Raw genomic sequence first — 15,959 nt, 5'->3', positions numbered from 1 at the left:
AGAGAAATTTGAAGAACTGGATCTGGCTGGCGCTCATGCTGCCCAGTGTGACGCTGGCGCAGGATATCGGCCGCCCGGCGACGATCGGCGCCCCGCGCATCCCGCAGACCCACTCGGTGGAACAGGCCGACGCGCGCCTGGCGCAGGTGAAGCAGGACCGCGCGGCGGTCGAAGCGGAATTCGCCGCCAGCGAGCAGCGCTGCAACGAAAAGTTCTTCGTCAACGCCTGCGTGGACAAGGCCAAGGAGCAGCGCCGCCTGCGCCTGGCCGAGCTGCGTTCGGTGGAGGTGGAGGCCAACCAGTTCAAGCGCCGCCAGGCGGTGGAAATGCGCGACCGCGACCTGGAAGACCGGGCGCAGAAGGATGCGGCGGAAGCGGCCTACAACGCGGCCAACCCGAAGCCGGCCAAGCCCGACCCGGACAGCAAGCCGCGCCCGCAGCCGGCAGCCGAGTCGCTGGAGCAGCGCCAGGCCGCGCACGAGGCGCGCGAACGCGCGCGCGCCGCCAGGGTGGCGGCGGAAGCGCCGCAGCGCGCTGCCAAGGCGGAAGCCTATGAACGCAAGAAGGCCGCTTCCGAGAAGCGGCAGGCGGAAATCAAGGCCAAGCAGGCCGAGAAGGAAGAGAAGAAGCGCCGCGCCGCCGAGGCGCAGCAAAAGAATTAAACTGCCTTGCGCAGCTTCTGCACCGTGTAGTTCACTTCTTCCTTGGGCGGGGCCACCAGTTTCAGGATGGCCATGGAGCAGTTGTCGCCCTTGCCCTGGGCCCGTTCGCGCGCCTTGTTGATCAGCAGTTCAGCCGCTTCGCGCGGCGACTTCTTGGCGATCACGGTGGCCAGTTCCACGTCCGCGAAATACGACCACAGCCCGTCCGAGCAGAGCAGGAAAGCGTCGCCCGCTTTCAGGTTCTCCTGCGTGCCAAAGCTGATGAACGGCTCCTTCTGCTTGTTGCCGAGCACATTGTTCAGCAGCTTGGCCTGGCGGTGCTTGCGCGCCGCATCCTCGGGCAGTTTATCCTGCTCCATCAGGTGCGCCACGTATTCGGCATCGCTGCTGCGGCCGATGCATTCCTTGTTGTCAAAACGATACAATCGCGAGTCGCCCACCACGGCCCACGCGGCCTGGCGCTGCGGCGTCAGCAGCATCAGCACCATCGACGACTGCGGTTCGCTGCTGCCGGTGCGCGGGTCCATCACCAGGATCTGGTGCACATCGTGGGCGATTTCGCGCAGCAGTTCTTCCACCCGCGCCATGCTGACCGTCTCCGAAGCGCGGTATTCGTCAAACAGTTGTTTGGCGGTGTGCAGCACCTGCTCGGCACCTGCCGCCCCGCCGCTCATGCCGTCCGCCAGCACCGCCAGCACATAGCCGGGCGCTTTCGGCGCCGTAAACAGCGCGACACGGTCATTTTGTTGGGGCCGGCTGCCGATGTGCTGCGCGGTTCCGGCCTCGATCTTATACGTGCTCATAGGGTCTTGACAGCTTCTTTCCAATGTCCACCTGAGTTAAACTATGCACCTGTATGCAGTTTTGTTGCAAGTATAGATTGTTGTCCAAACGAAACTGTAAGTAAACGCTCAACGCAATCGTGCAGACGACTTTCGCCTTATGATCAACAAAGAAGAAATCCAGCGCCGCATCATCGAGCTCGACGTCGAGCACCGCGACCTGGACGCTGTGATCGAAATGTTGACCCTGGATGGTCACCACGATCAACTCCAGTTGCGCCGCCTCAAGAAGCGCAAGCTGCAGCTGAAAGACTATATCACCCTGCTGAAAATGCAATTGGTGCCCGATGTACCGGCCTGAGCAGGGCCATTGATTCCACTACGAACTTGACTGATCCCCAACAGCCGTCGCCCGCTCCCGGCGCGCCGAGTGAGCCCGTTTTCCCTGCGGGCGTGCACGACGCCGATATTGAGCGCTTGTTCGGTCCCGGCGGCCCGCTGGGCCCGGCGGTGGGCGGTTTTCGCCCGCGCAAATCGCAGACCGAAATGGCGAAGGCGATTGCCGACGCCATCGCCAGGCAGCAAACCCTGATCGCGGAAGCGGGCACCGGCACCGGCAAGACCTTTGCCTACCTGGTGCCGGCCTTGCTGTGGGGCGGCAAGACCATCGTCTCCACCGGCACCAAGAACCTGCAGGACCAGCTGTTCCTGCGCGATATCCCGACCATCCGCGCCGCGCTGCAGGCGCCGGTCTCGGTGGCGCTGCTCAAGGGCCGCTCCAACTACCTGTGCCACTACCACCTGGAACGTACGCTGCAGAACGGCCGCATGACCTCGCGCGAGGACGTCGGCAACCTGCGCGAAATCCAGCGCTTCCTGAAGATGACCAGCACCGGCGACAAGGCGGAGCTGGCGCGCGTGCCGGAAAATGCGCTGATCTGGAACCTGGTGACCTCGACCCGCGAGAACTGCATGGGGCAGGAGTGCCAGTACTACCAGGACTGCTTCGTGATGAAAGCGCGGCGCGAAGCGCAGCAGGCCGACGTGGTGGTGGTCAACCACCACCTGTTCTTCGCCGACGTGGCGCTGAAGGACACCGGCGTGGCCGAGCTGCTGCCGTCCGCCAATACCGTGATCTTCGACGAGGCGCACCAGCTGCCCGATACCGCCACACTGTTCTTCGGCGACACGGTCTCCACCTCGCATATCCTGGAGCTGTGCCGCGACGTGCTGGCCGAAGGCCTGGCCCATGCGCGCGACGGCGCCGAGTGGGCCAAGGTCGTGACGCCGGTGGAGAAGGCGGCGCGCGACCTGCGCCTGACCTTCGCGCAGGACATCGTGCGCATGTCGCTGCCGCAGATCGCCCCGTCCAGCGATTTCTTCCCCGCGCTGCAGACGCTGAAGGACGAGCTGGTCGACATGATCGCCGTGCTGGAGAAGAACGCCGAGCGCGCCGAGACCATCGAACAATGCCGCGTGCGCGGCAACGAGCTGTCGGCCAAGCTGGAAGCGTGGAAGTTCGACCCGAAAGCCAAGATCGCGCCGGGCGAGGAAGCGGTGTACTGGGTGGAGGCTTTCCAGAGTTCGCTGCAGCTGCATAAGACGCCGCTGTCGATTGCGCCGATCTTCAACGGCCAGCGCGAAGGCGTGCCGCGCAGCTGGATTTTCACCTCCGCCACGCTGGCGGTGAAGAACGACTTCAGCCACTTTGCCGAGCAGATGGGGCTGGAGAACGAGGTCGCGCGCAACTGGCCCAGCCCCTTCAACTACGAGCAGCAGGGCATCCTGTATGTGCCGCAAGGCTTGCCGGACCCGAATTCGATGGGCTATACCGATGCCGTGCTGGACGCGGCGCTGCCGATCATCGAAGCGGCCGGCGGCCGCACCTTCCTGCTGTGCACCACACTGCGCGCCGTCAAGCGCGCCGCCGACCGCCTGCGCGACGAATTCGACAAGCGCGGCCTGAAGTTCCCGCTGTTCGTGCAGGGCGACCGTGGCCGCACCGAACTGCTGGACCAGTTCCGCAAGGCCGGCAACGGCGTGCTGATTGGCTCGCAGAGCTTCTGGGAGGGCGTGGACGTGCGCGGCGACGCGCTGTCGCTGGTGATCATCGACAAGCTGCCGTTCGCGCCGCCGGACGACCCGGTGCTGGCGGCGCGCATCGAGGTGATGGAGCGCAAAGGCCTGAACGGTTTCATGGGCCATACTTTGCCGGAAGCGATCATCAACCTGAAGCAGGGCGCCGGGCGCCTGATCCGCGACGAGAGCGACCGCGGGGTGCTGATGCTGTGCGACCCGCGCGTGATCTCCAAACCCTACGGCCGCCGCATCTGGCAAAGCCTGCCGCCCTTCAAGCGCACGCGCGAGGCGGCGGATGTCATCGAATTCTTCAAAGGACTATAAGCATGAAGCTGACACGCGCAATGCTGGACGAGGCGGCAAGCCAGGGCTTGCTGGATGAAGGCCAGGCAGGGCGCCTGTGGCAGTTCCTGCAGGAGCGCGAGCAGCACACGCCGGGCTTCAAGCCGGCCCATATCCTGTATTACCTGGGCGGGCTGATCGCTATCGGCGCCATGTCGCTGTTCATGACGCTGGGGTGGGAGACCTTCGGCGGCGCCGGCCTGCTGTTCATTTCCATTTGCTACATTGTGGCCGCCATCGGCGGCGTCGAATGGCTGCGCGCGCGCGGCCTGCTGCTGCCGGCCGGCGTGCTGGCAGCTTTCGCCGTGGTGCTGGTGCCGCTGGCGGTGTACGGCCTGCAGCATGTGCTGGGGCTGTGGGCGCAGGACGGGCCGGGCGGCTATCGCGATTACCACTACTACATCGACTGGCGCTGGATCCTGATGGAGCTGGCCACGCTGGCGGCGGGGGCCGTGGTGCTGTGGCGCTACCGCATGCCGTTTACGGTGATGCCGGTGGCCGTCACGCTGTGGTACATGAGCATGGACCTGACCGATATGCTGCTCGGCGGTTCGGGCTTCTTCTCGCGCGAAGGCAAGATCATCTCGGCAGTGTTCGGCGCGGCCATGACGCTGCTGGCGCTGTGGATCGACCTGCGCAACCGCAGCAGCAAGGATTACGCGTTCTGGCTGTACATCTGGGGCGTGGTCACATTCTGGGGCGCCTTGTCGTCCATGGGTTCCGGCAGTGAGTTCGGCAAGCTGGTGTACTGCCTGGTCAATGTGCTGATGATCGGCGTCGGGGCCGCGCTGTCGCGCCGCGTGTTCGCGGTGTTTGGCGGTTTTGGCCTGGCCGGCTACATGGGCCACTTGTCGTATTCCGTGTTCCGCGACAGCCTGCTGTTCCCGGTGGCGCTGACAGCCATCGGCATGGCCATCATTGCCGCCGGCGTGTTCTGGCAGCGCCGCGAAGCGGCGATCGGCGCCGCGCTGCGCCAGTGGCTGCCGGACCCGGTGCGCACGCTGGTCGAGCGCCGCGCTGCCTGATGCGGCCCGGCCTGCGGCTGGGCGGCGCAGCGGCCGCCGCGCTGTTGGTGGGGCTGGCCGGCGTGGCGGCGCTGGGCTGGTCGCTGGCAAGGCCGGTTAACGCTCCGGTCGCGATGCCGCCAGGCTTCGAGCCCGTCATAGCCAATGGCACCCATGGTTCGCTGCTGCGCACCCCCGGCGCAACCCAGTGCGCACTGCTCATGCACGGCATCCGCGCCGACCGCCGCGCCATGGCGGCGCGCGCCGGTTTCCTGCGCGAAGCCGGTTTCACCGCGCTCGCCATCGACCTGCAAGGCCACGGTGAAACGCCGGGCGAAATGATCACCTTCGGCCACCGCGAAGCGCGCGACGCCAGCAATGGCGTGGCCTACCTGCGCAGCCAGGGTTGCCGCATGGTGCTGGCGATCGGCCAGTCGCTGGGCGGGGCGGCGGCGCTGCTGGGCGACGGGCCGGTGGCTGCCGATGCCGTGGTGCTGGAATCGGTCTATCCAACCATCGAGGACGCGGTGGCGAACCGGCTCGGCATGCGCTTTGGCGCCGCCGGGCGCCTGGCCGCGCCTTTGCTTTACCTGCAGATCCCGCTGCGGACCGGCATCGGGCGCAACCAGTTGCGTCCGCTGGATGCGGTGCGCAAGCTGCGCGTGCCGGTGCTGGTGGCCGGCGGCACCCGCGACCAGCATACCCCGCCGCACGAGACGGTGCGCCTGTTCGAAGCTGCCCCCGGCCCGAAGGAGCTGTGGCTGGTGGAAGGCGCGGCGCATGAGGACCTGTACGCCTTCGATCCGGTGCAATACCGCGCCAGGCTGGCCGCATTCCTGACCGGCCGCAAGCCCGAGTGACTTGCACACGATTGGATTCGCTTGGAGTGTTGCCATTTTTTGTATATTCTGCGCCAACCTTTTGATACTTGCAGGAGGTGGCGATGAAATACCGAGTGATCCTGCCGGCGCTGCTGCTGGCGCTGGGGGCGGCGCGCCCGGCAAGCGCGCAATGCTGCGGTTACGGCATGAGCTACGACAACGTCGTGGTCTGGCCACAGCCCGACTTGCGCGTGCCGGTGCCGAGCGTGACCGAGGCGAAGAAAGCCAAGCCAGTGCTGGCGAAGGCCAAGCCTGCAGTGAAAGAGAATGCCCGCAAGCTTTCCATGCATTTCCCGCCGGCGCAGCGCGCCCAGGTGGAGCAGTACTACGTCGAGAGCATGGCGACTTACCTCAAGCTGGAGAAGAAGATGGGATGGGCGCCGCGCGACATGGCCGGCGGCCTGGCCGCCTTCCTGGTCGGGAACTATATGGTCCTGAAAGAGCGCAATGTGAGCGACGAAGAGTACGCCGCCGTGGCCAGCCAGCTGCGCGCGCAGCAAGGCATGCAGAAGATGGGCGACAACGCCGACCAGGAAAAGCTGCGCGACGTGTTCGAACAGAGCGCCATGGTGGGCGTATTCATGGCGGTGGCGTACATGGCGCACGAGCAGAAGCCGCAGCCCTCGGCGGTCTACGACAACCTGCGCAATGCGGCCAGGGAAAACCTGCAGCTGGTGCTGAAAACCGACCCGGCCAGGCTGAACATCGACAAGAACGGCATGAGGTTCCAATGACGATCTATATCAAGAAGCTGTGCAACGCCTTCATCACCGACGCCATCGTCAGCCGCCGCCTCGGCGGCGCGGCGGTGCAACAGGTGGGGGCGATCGGGAGCCTGATGGGCGGGCTGTGGGTGGGCGGCACCGTCACCGTGTCGGCGCACGCGCTGGACTGGGTGCCGAACCTGATGAACAAGGCGGTGCACGACAACCTGCAGCCGGTGCATATCCCGCTGGCGGAGGTGCGCGCGGTGCGGCGCGTGTTCGGCATCCTGACCGGCATCGTGGTGGTGGAACTGGTGGATGGTGGCGAATTCCGCTTCCGCTGCTTCAACGCGCGCGGGGTGGCGGAGAACATGTCCGACCTGCTGCCCAGCCACGTGATGTCGGCATGAGGATGCGAGCGCTGATTGCCGCCGGCGCGGCGGCCTGCCTGCTGGCCGCGCCGGCGGCGCAGGCGCAAGGCCTGGTCGGCCTGGGGCTGGACTACCCTTACACTGCGGCGCCGCTGATCAACTTCTCGCATATATCGGCAATGAACAACAATGCGATGATCAACGCCGCCGGCGGCGCGCGCAAGCGCGAGCACGCCAGCGCGCCCCCGGCCGTCAAGCGCAACGCGCAGGAGCTGGCCAGGGTGTTCCCGCCGGCGAGCCAGGCATCGATGGTGCAGATGTTCGTGCAAAGCATGGATATCTATCAAGCCATCGAAGCCAAAATGGGTTCGCCGCGCAACGACCTGGACGTGGCAATGGCCGCCTTCATCGTCGGCAATTACATGGTGTATGCCAACCGCGACGTGCCGGACGACGACTTCAAGGCCGTGATCGGGCAATTGCGCCAGGCGGGCGGCACGCTGCGGCTGAAGGAGAAGGAAAGTCCGGAAACCATCCGCAACCTGTACGAGAAGAGCGCCATGGTGGGCGCCTTCATGGCGCTGGCGTTCAAGTCGCAGCAGCAGAAGGCGCAGCCGGAGAACGTTGCCGCCAACCTGCGCAACAGCGCGCGTGAAAACCTGAAGATCGTGCTCGGCACCAGCCCCGAGCGCCTGCGCATAGACAGCCGGGGTGTTATGCTCGCCGAATGAGCATGCACACAGGAGAGATCCGGATGGTGGAGCAATTGCCCGCGCACTCGCTGCTGCAGCACTACCGCGCCCAGGGCGACTATACCGATTGCTTCGCGATCGAGGTGCCGCGCCGCGTGAGCCATGCGGACTTTGTGGAAGCTTTTTATACGACAGCCGTGTTCAAACTCGAGCGCGCGCTGCTGTCGCTGCTGGTTTCGCGGCCGTCGCGCGATGCCGAAGTGCGCGAACTGGCCGACGGCCGGCGCGAGCAGTTTTCGGCCTGGTCGGTCGAGGCGCGCGCGCCGGGCCAGCTGCTGATGTGCGACTTCGCCGGCAGCACGCGCTCCTGGCTCATGGCGGAGGAGGCCGGGCCAGGCACGCGCCTGTACTTCGGTTCCGCCGTGGTGCGCAGGCGGCAGGGCGGCGCCTTCCATGCGCTGCTGGGCTTTCACAAGCTGTACTCGAGCATCCTGCTGCGCGCCGCCGCGGCGCGCGTGCTCAGGGCTGGATGATGACTTTGCCCGTCACCTGGCGCGCGGCCATGGCTTCCAGCGCGCGCGGCGTATCGGCCAGCGCATAGCGCGCCGAGATATGCGGGCGGATCTTGCCTTCGCCCAGCCAGCCCAGCAGCTGCATCATGCCGACCAGGTTGGCCTTCGGTTCGCGCTTGACGAACTCGCCCCAGAACACCCCCACCAGCGAGGCGCCTTTCAGCAGCGTGAGGTTAAGCGGCAGCTTGGGGATCTCGCCGTTGGCAAAACCAACCACCAGGTAGCGCCCGCGCCAGCCAATCGAGCGGAAAGCCGGTTCCGCATATTCACCGCCAACCGGGTCGTACACCACGTCCGGCCCCTTGCCATCGGTTGCCGCCTTGATCGCCTCGCGCAAGTCGCTGGTGCTGTAATTGATCAGGACGTCGGCGCCGTGCTCCTGGCAGATGGCCAGCTTGGCGTCGCTGGACGCGGCGGCAATCACGCGCGCGCCGAGCGCTTTGCCGATCTCGATCGCCGCCAGGCCGACGCCGCCGGCCGCGCCCAGCACCAGCATGGTTTCGCCGGCCTTGAGCTGGGCGCGGTCGACCACCGCATGGTATGACGTGCCGTAGGTGAGGGTGATGGCGGCGGCGGTATCGAAATCCATCCCCGGCGGCATCGGCATCAGCGCGGCGGCGGGCGCCAGGAGCTGTTCGGCAAAGCCGCCGTGGGCGGAGAAAGCAATCACTTTATCGCCCGGCTTGAAGCCCTGTACGCCGTCGCCCACCGCCAGCACGACGCCGGACACCTCATTGCCCGGGGTGAAGGGCAGGGGCGGCTTGTACTGGTACTTGCCCTGGATGATCAGCACATCGGGGAAATTGACGGCGGCCGCCTTCACCTGCAGCACCACCTGGCCCGGACCCGGTTGCGGGTCGGGCACTTCTTCCAGGGCCAGCGTGTCGGGCAAGCCCCAGTCCTTGCAAACGATAGCTTTCATGCGGTCTCCATATTATTGGAACGGTCGTGCGATTATGCCCGAGATCACTTTGCGCTGGGACAAAGTTTAGCGCGCCGGTCGGCGCTACATTGGGCTGGCAGGGGAGGCGATTGCCATGAGTATCCGTTACGGCTGTTTTTTCAGTTACGCGCATGGCCAGCACGCATTTATGAGCCATTTCAAGGACGACTTTGTCGATGCCCTGAAATGCTATCTCGAGCCCCATTTCGACAATGAGACCGAGCTGTTTGTCGATAGCGAGCAACTGGGTGGCGGCGACGACATCGACCGCCGCATCGCCCTGGCCATGTGCCAGAGCGCGACCATGGTCGTGATCTACACGCCCAAGTACGAAGCCCACCCATATACCCGGCGCGAATTCGCCGCCATGCAGATGATCGAAGCCGAGCGCAGCCAGTGGTACGAGCTGCCCTCGCACCTGATCATCCCGGTCATCATGACCCGCCACCCGCTGAGCCTGCCGCGCCAGATCAGCGAGCCTGGCATGTATGTCGACTTTTCGCGTTACACGCTGGCGAGCGGGGACCTGAAAACCAACCCCGAATTCCTGCCCGATATCCGGCGCATTGTGGACCGCATCACGATGCACTACCACTGCCTGAAGGCGAGCATGCCGCCCGACCACGACTGCCGGCAGTTCGTGCTGCCGCCGGTGCCGGCAGAGTGGCGCCCGCCGGCGCCGCCACATTTTCCACGCTAAACCAACGCCCGAAGGACCGCCATGGAACACTTACGCCTGCACCTGCCGTTGCTGCCATCAGCCGGCGAAGTCACGACTTTCTACTCCTATAAGGGCGGCGTTGGCCGCACGCTGGCGCTGGCCAACCTGGGGCACCTGCTGGCCCGGCGCCCGGCATCGCCGGTGCTGCTGGTGGACTGGGACCTGGAAGCGCCGGGCCTGCACTATTACTTTCCCGCCGCGCCGGAGGCCCCTGGCGTACTGGATCTTTTTGAAGCTTGCCGCGACGAGCTGCAGGAGCGCGCTGGCCGCTATGCCAGCGACACGGCGCTGGCGGAAGCGGTGCTGGACGCGGTGCGCTGGGAGCAGTTCCTGGTGCGGGCGAGCGATGACCGGCCTCTCTGGCTGCTGCGTGCTGGGCGGTGCGATGGCAGCCATGCGGAACGCGCGGCGCTGCTGGACTGGCAAGGCCTGTTCGATGCCTGTCCCGCGCTGTTCCGCACCTTTGCCGCGCGCCTGGCGCGCCACTTCGGCCATGTGCTGGTCGACGCGCGCAGCGGGCGCGCCGACAGCGCTGCCATCTGCACCACGCTGCTGCCGACACGGCTGGTGCTGGTGTTTGCCCCCAACCGGCAAAACCTGGACGGCCTGCTGGACCTGGTCGGGCGCGCCACGGGCTACCGCAGCTGCCATGAGGACGAGCAGCGACCATTGCTGCTCTATCCGCTGCCTTCGCGCATCGACGCGGCCGACCCGGCGCACAGTGGCGTATGGCGGCACGGCGCCGACGGCTACCAGGTGCTGTTCGAAGGGGCGCTGGCGGACGCCTACGGCCTGCCGCAGCTCGACCTGGCGCATTATTTCGACGCGGTCCAGCTGCCGCACTGCGCCAGCCTGGCGTTTGGCGAACCGCTGCCGGCCATGGCGTTGCAGGAACGCTACGAAGCATTCCTGCAATGGTTCCGCGACGGCCTGTGCCCCTGGCAGCGCCCGGCGGGCACGCCGGCCACGGCCGTCCACAACCACCACGCCCTGCCGCTGGAGCAGGAGCGCGCCGGCTACTGGCCGGTGCCGGTGGTGATGTAGGAAGAAAAATGGGGACGTACCCCATTTTTCCGCTGCGCGGAAAATGGGGTACGTCCCCATTTTTTCGTCGTTGCTTCAGGTAAAATTCCCTGTATGAGAATCCTTATCAGTAACGACGACGGCTACCTGGCGCCTGGCATCAATGCGCTGGCGGAAGCCCTGCAGCCAATCGCCGATATCGTGGTTGTGGCGCCCGACAGCAACCGGTCCGGCGCCTCCAATTCCTTGACGCTGGACCGCCCGCTCTCGGTGCATAAGGCGGCGAATGGTTTCTTTTTTGTCAATGGAACCCCGACCGACTGCGTGCACGTGGCCCTGACCGGGCTGCTGGACCAGCTGCCGGACCTGGTGGTGTCCGGCATTAACAACGGGCCGAATATGGGTGACGACACCCTGTATTCCGGCACGGTGGCGGCCGCGACCGAAGGTTATCTGTTTGGTATCCCCGCCATTGCCTTCTCGCAAGGTTCGTATGGCTGGTCGCACATCGACGACGCGGCGCGCGTGGCGCGCGACCTGGTGCAGCGCTATATGGACCTGCTGGACCGGCCCTACCTGCTGAATGTGAACATCCCCAACCTGCCGTATGAGCAGCTGGGGCCCCTGACGCCGACCCGCCTGGGCCGCCGCCACCAGGCCGAACCGGTGGTCAAGGCGCTCGACCCGCGCGGGCGCGAAATCTACTGGATCGGCCCGCCCGGCGCCTGCAAGGATGCCGGGGAGGGTACCGACTTCCACGCGCTGGCCAACGGGCGCGTGTCGCTGACGCCTTTGCAGATCGACCTGACCCACCGCCAACAACTCGACACCCTGGCAAAGGCCCTCGCATGAGCGACAAGACCCGCACTTTCCCGCTGCCCCTGTCATCCATCACCGACAAGAGCCCGACGAAGAAGCCGGTCTACAACACGGTGGCTACGCCACAAACCGCGACCCAGAACGCGGCCCGCACCGCAGCCGCCAGCCCGGGCGGCTGGCGGCCGCCGCAGCCGGTGGCATCGCCTTCGCGCGCCCATTCCTATGCCCAGGAACGCGCGCAGGTGCAGCTGGCGCCGGCCGCCGCGCCGCGCCAGCATGCCCTGGTGTCGGACGGCGTGCGGCGCGCCATGGTGCAGCGCGTGGCCAGGCAGGGCGTGAGCGACCCGGTGGTGCTGGGCGCGCTGGACACCGTGCCGCGCCATATGTTCATGGACGAAGGACTGGCGCCGCAGGCCTACATCGACGCCTCGCTGCCGATCGGCCACCACCAGACCATCTCCCAGCCCTATATCGTGGCGCGCATGATCGAGGTGATGCGCGCCGGCCAGGATTTGCAGCGCGTGCTGGAAATCGGCACCGGCTGCGGCTACCAGGCGGCGGTGCTGTCCTGCGTGGCGAAAGAGGTGTACTCGATCGAGCGTATCAAGCCGCTGCACGAACTGGCCAAGGCCAACCTGCGCCCGATGCGGGTGCCGAACCTGCGTTTGCACTACGGAGATGGTATGCTAGGCTTGCCGCAGGCGGCGCCGTTCGATGGCATCATCCTTGCGGCGGCCGGCCTGGAAGTGCCGCAGGCACTGCTGGAACAACTGAATATCGGCGGCCGCCTGGTCGCCCCGGTCGGGGCCCGCACCCAGCATCTCGAACTGGTAACCCGCGTGAGCAAGAGCGAATGGGTGCGCCAGACGCTGGAAGACTGCCACTTTGTGCCGCTGCGCCCTGGTACCGTTTAACACACAGACATACAGAATGACGAAGAATTACTCCCTTTTCCTGACGGCCGCCGCGCTGGCCGTGCTGACCGCCTGCTCCACACCACCGAACAACGTTCCGGTGGAGGACCGCTCGGTGCCGCTGCCGGTGGCGCCGCCGAAAGCGGCCCCGGTGGAGGAGCCCAAAGACAAGGAAGGCTATTACACCGTCCGCAAGGGCGACACCCTGATCCGCATCGCCTTCGACCGCGGCCTGAATTACCGCGAACTGGCGGCCTGGAACAACCTGGCCAACCCGGACGACATCAAAGTCGACCAGGTGCTGCGCCTGTCGCCGCCGGAAGGCGTGCAGACCGTCGCCGTGCCGACCCCGCCGGCGATCGAAAAGCTGCCGCCGCCGCCGCGCAAATCCACGCCGAAGGGCGAAAAGCGCCCGTATTCCGAGAGCGCCGTGGCGGAAATGCAGAAACCGGAGGGTGAAAAGGCCGAGAAGCCGGCCGTGGTGGCCAGTGCCGCCCCGGCGCCGGCCCCGGCCCCGGCCATGAGCGCCGAGGACCGCGAAGTGACCTGGATCTGGCCGTCCGACGGCCGCGTGGTGGCGCAGTTCGACGAGGGCAAGAACAAGGGCATTGATATCGCCGGGCGCGCCGGACAACAAGTGTTGGCTGCCAGTGCAGGAAAAGTGATGTATGCCGGTAGCGGCATCCGCGGATATGGTAATCTCGTCATTGTGAAGCACAGTAACAGCCTGTTGTCGGCCTATGCCCACAACCGCGCCATCCTGGTCAAGGAGGGGCAGGATGTGCGCCGGGGCCAGGCAATTGCTGAAATGGGGGATTCCGATACCGACGCCGTCAAGCTGCACTTTGAAATCAGGCAGCAGGGCAAGCCGGTGGATCCATCAAAATTCCTGCCTAACCGCTAGATACCACCCATGACACGCTCGCCGAATGACCAACTGGAAGACGATTCGATTCCGGAGGACTTCCCGGACGAGCCGATCGACGAAGGTGTGATCGATTCCATGGAGTCGGACGGCGAGGTTGCGGTCGAAGGCAGCAGCGCCGTGCTGGAAACGGTCGACGAGCTGAAAAAAGTGCTGGCGGCGGAGCTCTCCACCGACACCACCCAGCACTACCTGAACCAGATAGGCACGCGCCCGCTGCTGACGGCGCAGCAGGAGGTGCATTACGCCACCCTGGCCAAGCAGGGCGACTTCTCGGCGCGCCAGACCATGATCGAGCATAACCTGCGCCTCGTGGTCTCGATCGCCAAGCACTACATCAACCGCGGCGTGGTCCTGCTCGACATGATCGAGGAGGGCAATATCGGCCTGATGCGCGCCATCGACAAATTCGAGCCGGAGCGCGGCTTCCGCTTTTCCACCTATGCCACCTGGTGGATCCGCCAGAGCATCGAGCGCGCCATCATGAACCAGGCGCGCACCGTGCGCCTGCCGGTGCACATGGTGCGCGAACTGAACCAGATCCTGCGCGGCAAGTACCACCTGGAGGCCCAGCACCACAACGGCAAGGACGCCACGGCGGAGGATATCGCCGACCTGGTCGGGCGCCCGGTGGAGGAGGTGCAGGACATCCTGGCGCTGTCCGAGCACGCCACCTCGCTCGACGCGCCGCTGGACAACGACCCGCAGTCCTCGCTGATGGACATGCTGCCGGGCGACGCCGAGGATTCGCCCGACGCCCGCGCCGAGCACCATGAAATGACGGTGCTGGTGCGCGACTGGCTGACCAAGCTGCCGGACAAGCAGCGCATCGTCATCATGCGCCGCTTCGGCCTGGACAACGACGACCCGGCCACGCTGGAAACCCTGGCCGAGGAAATGGGCGTGACGCGCGAGCGGGTGCGCCAGATCCAGCAGGAAGCGCTGGTGAAGCTGAAGCGCGCCATGGCGGCGCGCGGCGTGGTCCGCGATTCGCTGCTTTAAGAAGCAGCTTCTCTGCTATCATAGCGGGCTTTGGGCGCGCAACGCGCCGGCTGCAATCTTTATCGCTATGCAAGACACTATCGTCGAAATCAAATCCCTGGACATGGATGCCCGTGGCGTTGGCCACATCGAGAACGAAGACGGCTCGCCGGGCAAGGTAGTCTTCATCGAAGGCGCGCTGCCGGGCGAAAAAGTCAGCTTCGAGCTGCTGCGCAAGAAGAAGAACTGGGAGCAGGGCCGCATGACGGCGCTGCACAAGGAATCGGCCATGCGCGTCAAGCCGAAGTGCGAGCACTTCGAGATTTGCGGCGGCTGCTCCATGCAGCACCTGGAAGCGTCGGCCCAGGTCGCGATCAAGCAGCGCGTGCTGGAAGATAACCTGTGGCACCTGTCCAAGGTCAAATCCGACACCATGATGCGCCCGATGTACGGTCCGACCTGGGGCTACCGCTACCGCGCGCGCCTGTCGTCGCGCTTCGTAGCCAAGAAGGGCACGGTGCTGGTCGGCTTCCACGAGAAGAAGTCGGTATTCGTGGCCGACATCCAGAGCTGCCAGATCCTGCCGCCTCACGTGTCGGCCATGATGATGCCGCTGCGCGCCCTGATCCACTCGCTGACCATCTTCGACAAAGTGCCGCAGATCGAGCTGGCGGTGGGTGAAGACAATACCGTGCTGGTGATGCGCAATATGGTGCCGCTGGGCGAGGGCGACGAAGACAAGCTGAAAGCCTTCGCCGACCAGTACAAGATCCAGTGGTGGCTGCAGCCCAAGGGCCCGGACACCGCGTACCCGTTCTACCCGGCCGACAAAGAGCTGTACTACACGCTGCCGGAATTCGGCATCAAGATGCCGTTCAAGCCGACCGACTTCACCCAGGTGAACCACCACATCAACCGCGTGCTGGTGCACAAGGCCCTGCGCCTGCTGGAAGTGCAGAAGGAAGACCGCGTGGCCGACCTGTTCTGCGGCCTCGGCAACTTCACCCTGCCGCTGGCGACCCAGGCGCGCGAGGTGGTCGGTATCGAAGGCTCGACCGCGCTGACCGAGCGCGCCCTGAGCAATGCCAAGGTGAATGGCGTGGACGGCCACACCACCTTCCAGTGCCGCAACCTGTTCGAGATCACCAAGGACGACCTGATCGCCCTCGGCAAGTTCGACCGCATGCTGATCGACCCGCCGCGCGACGGCGCCATGGCCCTGTCGCTAGCGCTGGCCGAGCTGAAGGAATCGCATCCAGAGATGCTGCCGAAGCGGATTGTCTACGTTTCCTGCTCCCCATCGACCCTGGCGCGCGACGCCGGCGTCCTGGTGCACCGCGCCGGCTACCGCATGTCGCAAGCCGGCGTGATGAACATGTTCCCGCACACCTCCCACGTCGAATCGATGGCCGTGTTTGACATCGAGTAATTTTTGTCCACGTCGGGGTCAGGGATAAAAGTGGGGCTAGAGGTTGGGTTTTTAAAATTTTTTTAACTTCCCCCGGTGGGGAAAAAATTTGGGGCAAAATATAAAAAAATAACGC

General features: G+C 65.4%; 18 protein-coding genes. 16 read left to right on the top strand and 2 right to left on the bottom strand.

Annotation, left to right across the window (positions count from 1 at the left end; genetic code table 11):
- Nucleotides 1–8: 8 nt before the first annotated feature.
- Nucleotides 9–662 (top strand): hypothetical protein, encoded by a 654-nt coding sequence (locus ACE3TQ_RS12220; protein WP_374582477.1) that lies wholly within the window; start codon nucleotides 9–11, stop codon nucleotides 660–662.
- On the opposite strand, the gene ACE3TQ_RS12215 is transcribed toward ACE3TQ_RS12220, so the two are convergent.
- Nucleotides 659–1,465, bottom strand: a complete 807-nt coding sequence (locus ACE3TQ_RS12215; RefSeq protein WP_374582476.1) for a PP2C family serine/threonine-protein phosphatase — start codon at nucleotides 1,463–1,465, stop codon at nucleotides 659–661. The two genes, ACE3TQ_RS12220 and ACE3TQ_RS12215, sit on opposite strands and share 4 nt — an antisense overlap.
- A 139-nt stretch (nucleotides 1,466–1,604) precedes the next feature.
- Between ACE3TQ_RS12215 and ACE3TQ_RS12210 the strand changes: the two genes are divergently transcribed.
- From ACE3TQ_RS12210 to ACE3TQ_RS12175, 8 genes are all read left to right on the top strand, one after another.
- Nucleotides 1,605–1,805 carry a YdcH family protein gene (locus ACE3TQ_RS12210; RefSeq protein WP_161027760.1) on the top strand — a complete coding sequence of 67 codons (201 nt, stop codon included), beginning with the start codon at nucleotides 1,605–1,607 and terminating at the stop codon, nucleotides 1,803–1,805.
- Nucleotides 1,806–1,831: 26 nt separating this feature from the next.
- Complete coding sequence (locus ACE3TQ_RS12205; protein ID WP_374582475.1) at nucleotides 1,832–3,847, top strand: ATP-dependent DNA helicase; 2,016 nt, start codon at nucleotides 1,832–1,834, stop codon at nucleotides 3,845–3,847.
- A 2-nt stretch (nucleotides 3,848–3,849) separates the two neighbouring features.
- Nucleotides 3,850–4,890, top strand: coding sequence for a DUF2157 domain-containing protein (locus ACE3TQ_RS12200; RefSeq protein ID WP_374582474.1), 1,041 nt, complete (start codon nucleotides 3,850–3,852; stop codon nucleotides 4,888–4,890).
- Nucleotides 4,890–5,729, top strand: a complete 840-nt coding sequence (locus tag ACE3TQ_RS12195; protein ID WP_374582473.1) for an alpha/beta hydrolase — start codon at nucleotides 4,890–4,892, stop codon at nucleotides 5,727–5,729. Before ACE3TQ_RS12200 ends, ACE3TQ_RS12195 begins: the two co-directional genes overlap by 1 nt.
- Nucleotides 5,730–5,812: 83 nt before the next feature.
- Nucleotides 5,813–6,484: a DUF6683 family protein gene (locus tag ACE3TQ_RS12190; protein WP_374582472.1), complete on the top strand. Its 672-nt coding sequence runs from the start codon at nucleotides 5,813–5,815 to the stop codon at nucleotides 6,482–6,484.
- Nucleotides 6,481–6,864, top strand: coding sequence for a hypothetical protein (locus ACE3TQ_RS12185; protein WP_374582471.1), 384 nt, complete (start codon nucleotides 6,481–6,483; stop codon nucleotides 6,862–6,864). The genes ACE3TQ_RS12190 and ACE3TQ_RS12185 overlap by 4 nt, the downstream gene beginning before the upstream one ends.
- Nucleotides 6,861–7,556 carry a DUF6683 family protein gene (locus tag ACE3TQ_RS12180; RefSeq protein ID WP_374582470.1) on the top strand — a complete coding sequence of 232 codons (696 nt, stop codon included), beginning with the start codon at nucleotides 6,861–6,863 and terminating at the stop codon, nucleotides 7,554–7,556. Before ACE3TQ_RS12185 ends, ACE3TQ_RS12180 begins: the two co-directional genes overlap by 4 nt.
- 23 nt (nucleotides 7,557–7,579) lie before the next feature.
- Nucleotides 7,580–8,050, top strand: coding sequence for a hypothetical protein (locus tag ACE3TQ_RS12175; RefSeq protein ID WP_374582468.1), 471 nt, complete (start codon nucleotides 7,580–7,582; stop codon nucleotides 8,048–8,050).
- Here the strand turns inward: ACE3TQ_RS12175 and ACE3TQ_RS12170 are convergent.
- A complete protein-coding gene (locus ACE3TQ_RS12170) occupies nucleotides 8,037–9,011 on the bottom strand; it encodes an NADPH:quinone oxidoreductase family protein (protein ID WP_374582467.1) in 975 nt (324 codons plus the stop codon). The genes ACE3TQ_RS12175 and ACE3TQ_RS12170 overlap by 14 nt on opposite strands.
- Before the next feature lie 115 nt (nucleotides 9,012–9,126).
- Between ACE3TQ_RS12170 and ACE3TQ_RS12165 the strand changes: the two genes are divergently transcribed.
- The 7 genes from ACE3TQ_RS12165 (at nucleotide 9,127) to rlmD (ending at nucleotide 15,844) form a co-directional block, all read left to right on the top strand.
- Nucleotides 9,127–9,732, top strand: coding sequence for a toll/interleukin-1 receptor domain-containing protein (locus ACE3TQ_RS12165; RefSeq protein ID WP_374582466.1), 606 nt, complete (start codon nucleotides 9,127–9,129; stop codon nucleotides 9,730–9,732).
- A 21-nt stretch (nucleotides 9,733–9,753) separates the two neighbouring features.
- Nucleotides 9,754–10,797, top strand: coding sequence for a KGGVGR-motif variant AAA ATPase (locus tag ACE3TQ_RS12160; RefSeq protein ID WP_374582465.1), 1,044 nt, complete (start codon nucleotides 9,754–9,756; stop codon nucleotides 10,795–10,797).
- A 93-nt stretch (nucleotides 10,798–10,890) separates the two neighbouring features.
- Nucleotides 10,891–11,628, top strand: coding sequence for a 5'/3'-nucleotidase SurE (gene surE, locus ACE3TQ_RS12155; protein ID WP_374582464.1), 738 nt, complete (start codon nucleotides 10,891–10,893; stop codon nucleotides 11,626–11,628).
- Nucleotides 11,625–12,509 (top strand): protein-L-isoaspartate(D-aspartate) O-methyltransferase, encoded by an 885-nt coding sequence (locus ACE3TQ_RS12150; protein WP_374582463.1) that lies wholly within the window; start codon nucleotides 11,625–11,627, stop codon nucleotides 12,507–12,509. Before surE ends, ACE3TQ_RS12150 begins: the two co-directional genes overlap by 4 nt.
- A 16-nt stretch (nucleotides 12,510–12,525) precedes the next feature.
- Nucleotides 12,526–13,413 carry a peptidoglycan DD-metalloendopeptidase family protein gene (locus ACE3TQ_RS12145; protein WP_374582462.1) on the top strand — a complete coding sequence of 296 codons (888 nt, stop codon included), beginning with the start codon at nucleotides 12,526–12,528 and terminating at the stop codon, nucleotides 13,411–13,413.
- A 9-nt stretch (nucleotides 13,414–13,422) separates the two neighbouring features.
- The gene (rpoS, locus tag ACE3TQ_RS12140) at nucleotides 13,423–14,436 is read left to right on the top strand and encodes an RNA polymerase sigma factor RpoS (protein WP_374582461.1); all 1,014 of its coding nucleotides are present in this window, start codon (nucleotides 13,423–13,425) and stop codon (nucleotides 14,434–14,436) included.
- A 67-nt stretch (nucleotides 14,437–14,503) separates the two neighbouring features.
- The gene (rlmD, locus tag ACE3TQ_RS12135; protein WP_374582459.1) at nucleotides 14,504–15,844 is read left to right on the top strand and encodes a 23S rRNA (uracil(1939)-C(5))-methyltransferase RlmD; all 1,341 of its coding nucleotides are present in this window, start codon (nucleotides 14,504–14,506) and stop codon (nucleotides 15,842–15,844) included.
- Nucleotides 15,845–15,959: the final 115 nt, after the last annotated feature.

It is taken from the genome of Pseudoduganella sp. (assembly GCF_041914865.1).
In the GTDB taxonomy this organism is placed as follows: domain Bacteria; phylum Pseudomonadota; class Gammaproteobacteria; order Burkholderiales; family Burkholderiaceae_D; genus Rugamonas.
This window is presented reverse-complemented; position numbering and strand designations above follow the sequence as displayed.

What these genes read in the sequence shown, in the direction of transcription:
- ACE3TQ_RS12200 (WP_374582474.1), top strand. Translation starts at nt 3,850, where the DNA reads ATGAAGCTGACACGCGCAATGCTGGACGAGGCGGCAAGCCAGGGCTTG.
- ACE3TQ_RS12185 (WP_374582471.1), top strand. Translation starts at nt 6,481, where the DNA reads ATGACGATCTATATCAAGAAGCTGTGCAACGCCTTCATCACCGACGCC.
- rpoS (WP_374582461.1), top strand. Translation starts at nt 13,423, where the DNA reads ATGACACGCTCGCCGAATGACCAACTGGAAGACGATTCGATTCCGGAG.
- ACE3TQ_RS12150 (WP_374582463.1), top strand. Translation starts at nt 11,625, where the DNA reads ATGAGCGACAAGACCCGCACTTTCCCGCTGCCCCTGTCATCCATCACC.
- rlmD (WP_374582459.1), top strand. Translation starts at nt 14,504, where the DNA reads ATGCAAGACACTATCGTCGAAATCAAATCCCTGGACATGGATGCCCGT.
- ACE3TQ_RS12145 (WP_374582462.1), top strand. Translation starts at nt 12,526, where the DNA reads ATGACGAAGAATTACTCCCTTTTCCTGACGGCCGCCGCGCTGGCCGTG.
- ACE3TQ_RS12195 (WP_374582473.1), top strand. Translation starts at nt 4,890, where the DNA reads ATGCGGCCCGGCCTGCGGCTGGGCGGCGCAGCGGCCGCCGCGCTGTTG.
- ACE3TQ_RS12160 (WP_374582465.1), top strand. Translation starts at nt 9,754, where the DNA reads ATGGAACACTTACGCCTGCACCTGCCGTTGCTGCCATCAGCCGGCGAA.
- ACE3TQ_RS12175 (WP_374582468.1), top strand. Translation starts at nt 7,580, where the DNA reads ATGGTGGAGCAATTGCCCGCGCACTCGCTGCTGCAGCACTACCGCGCC.
- surE (WP_374582464.1), top strand. Translation starts at nt 10,891, where the DNA reads ATGAGAATCCTTATCAGTAACGACGACGGCTACCTGGCGCCTGGCATC.
- ACE3TQ_RS12170 (WP_374582467.1), bottom strand. Translation starts at nt 9,011, where the DNA reads ATGAAAGCTATCGTTTGCAAGGACTGGGGCTTGCCCGACACGCTGGCC.
- ACE3TQ_RS12210 (WP_161027760.1), top strand. Translation starts at nt 1,605, where the DNA reads ATGATCAACAAAGAAGAAATCCAGCGCCGCATCATCGAGCTCGACGTC.
- ACE3TQ_RS12180 (WP_374582470.1), top strand. Translation starts at nt 6,861, where the DNA reads ATGAGGATGCGAGCGCTGATTGCCGCCGGCGCGGCGGCCTGCCTGCTG.
- ACE3TQ_RS12215 (WP_374582476.1), bottom strand. Translation starts at nt 1,465, where the DNA reads ATGAGCACGTATAAGATCGAGGCCGGAACCGCGCAGCACATCGGCAGC.
- ACE3TQ_RS12165 (WP_374582466.1), top strand. Translation starts at nt 9,127, where the DNA reads ATGAGTATCCGTTACGGCTGTTTTTTCAGTTACGCGCATGGCCAGCAC.
- ACE3TQ_RS12190 (WP_374582472.1), top strand. Translation starts at nt 5,813, where the DNA reads ATGAAATACCGAGTGATCCTGCCGGCGCTGCTGCTGGCGCTGGGGGCG.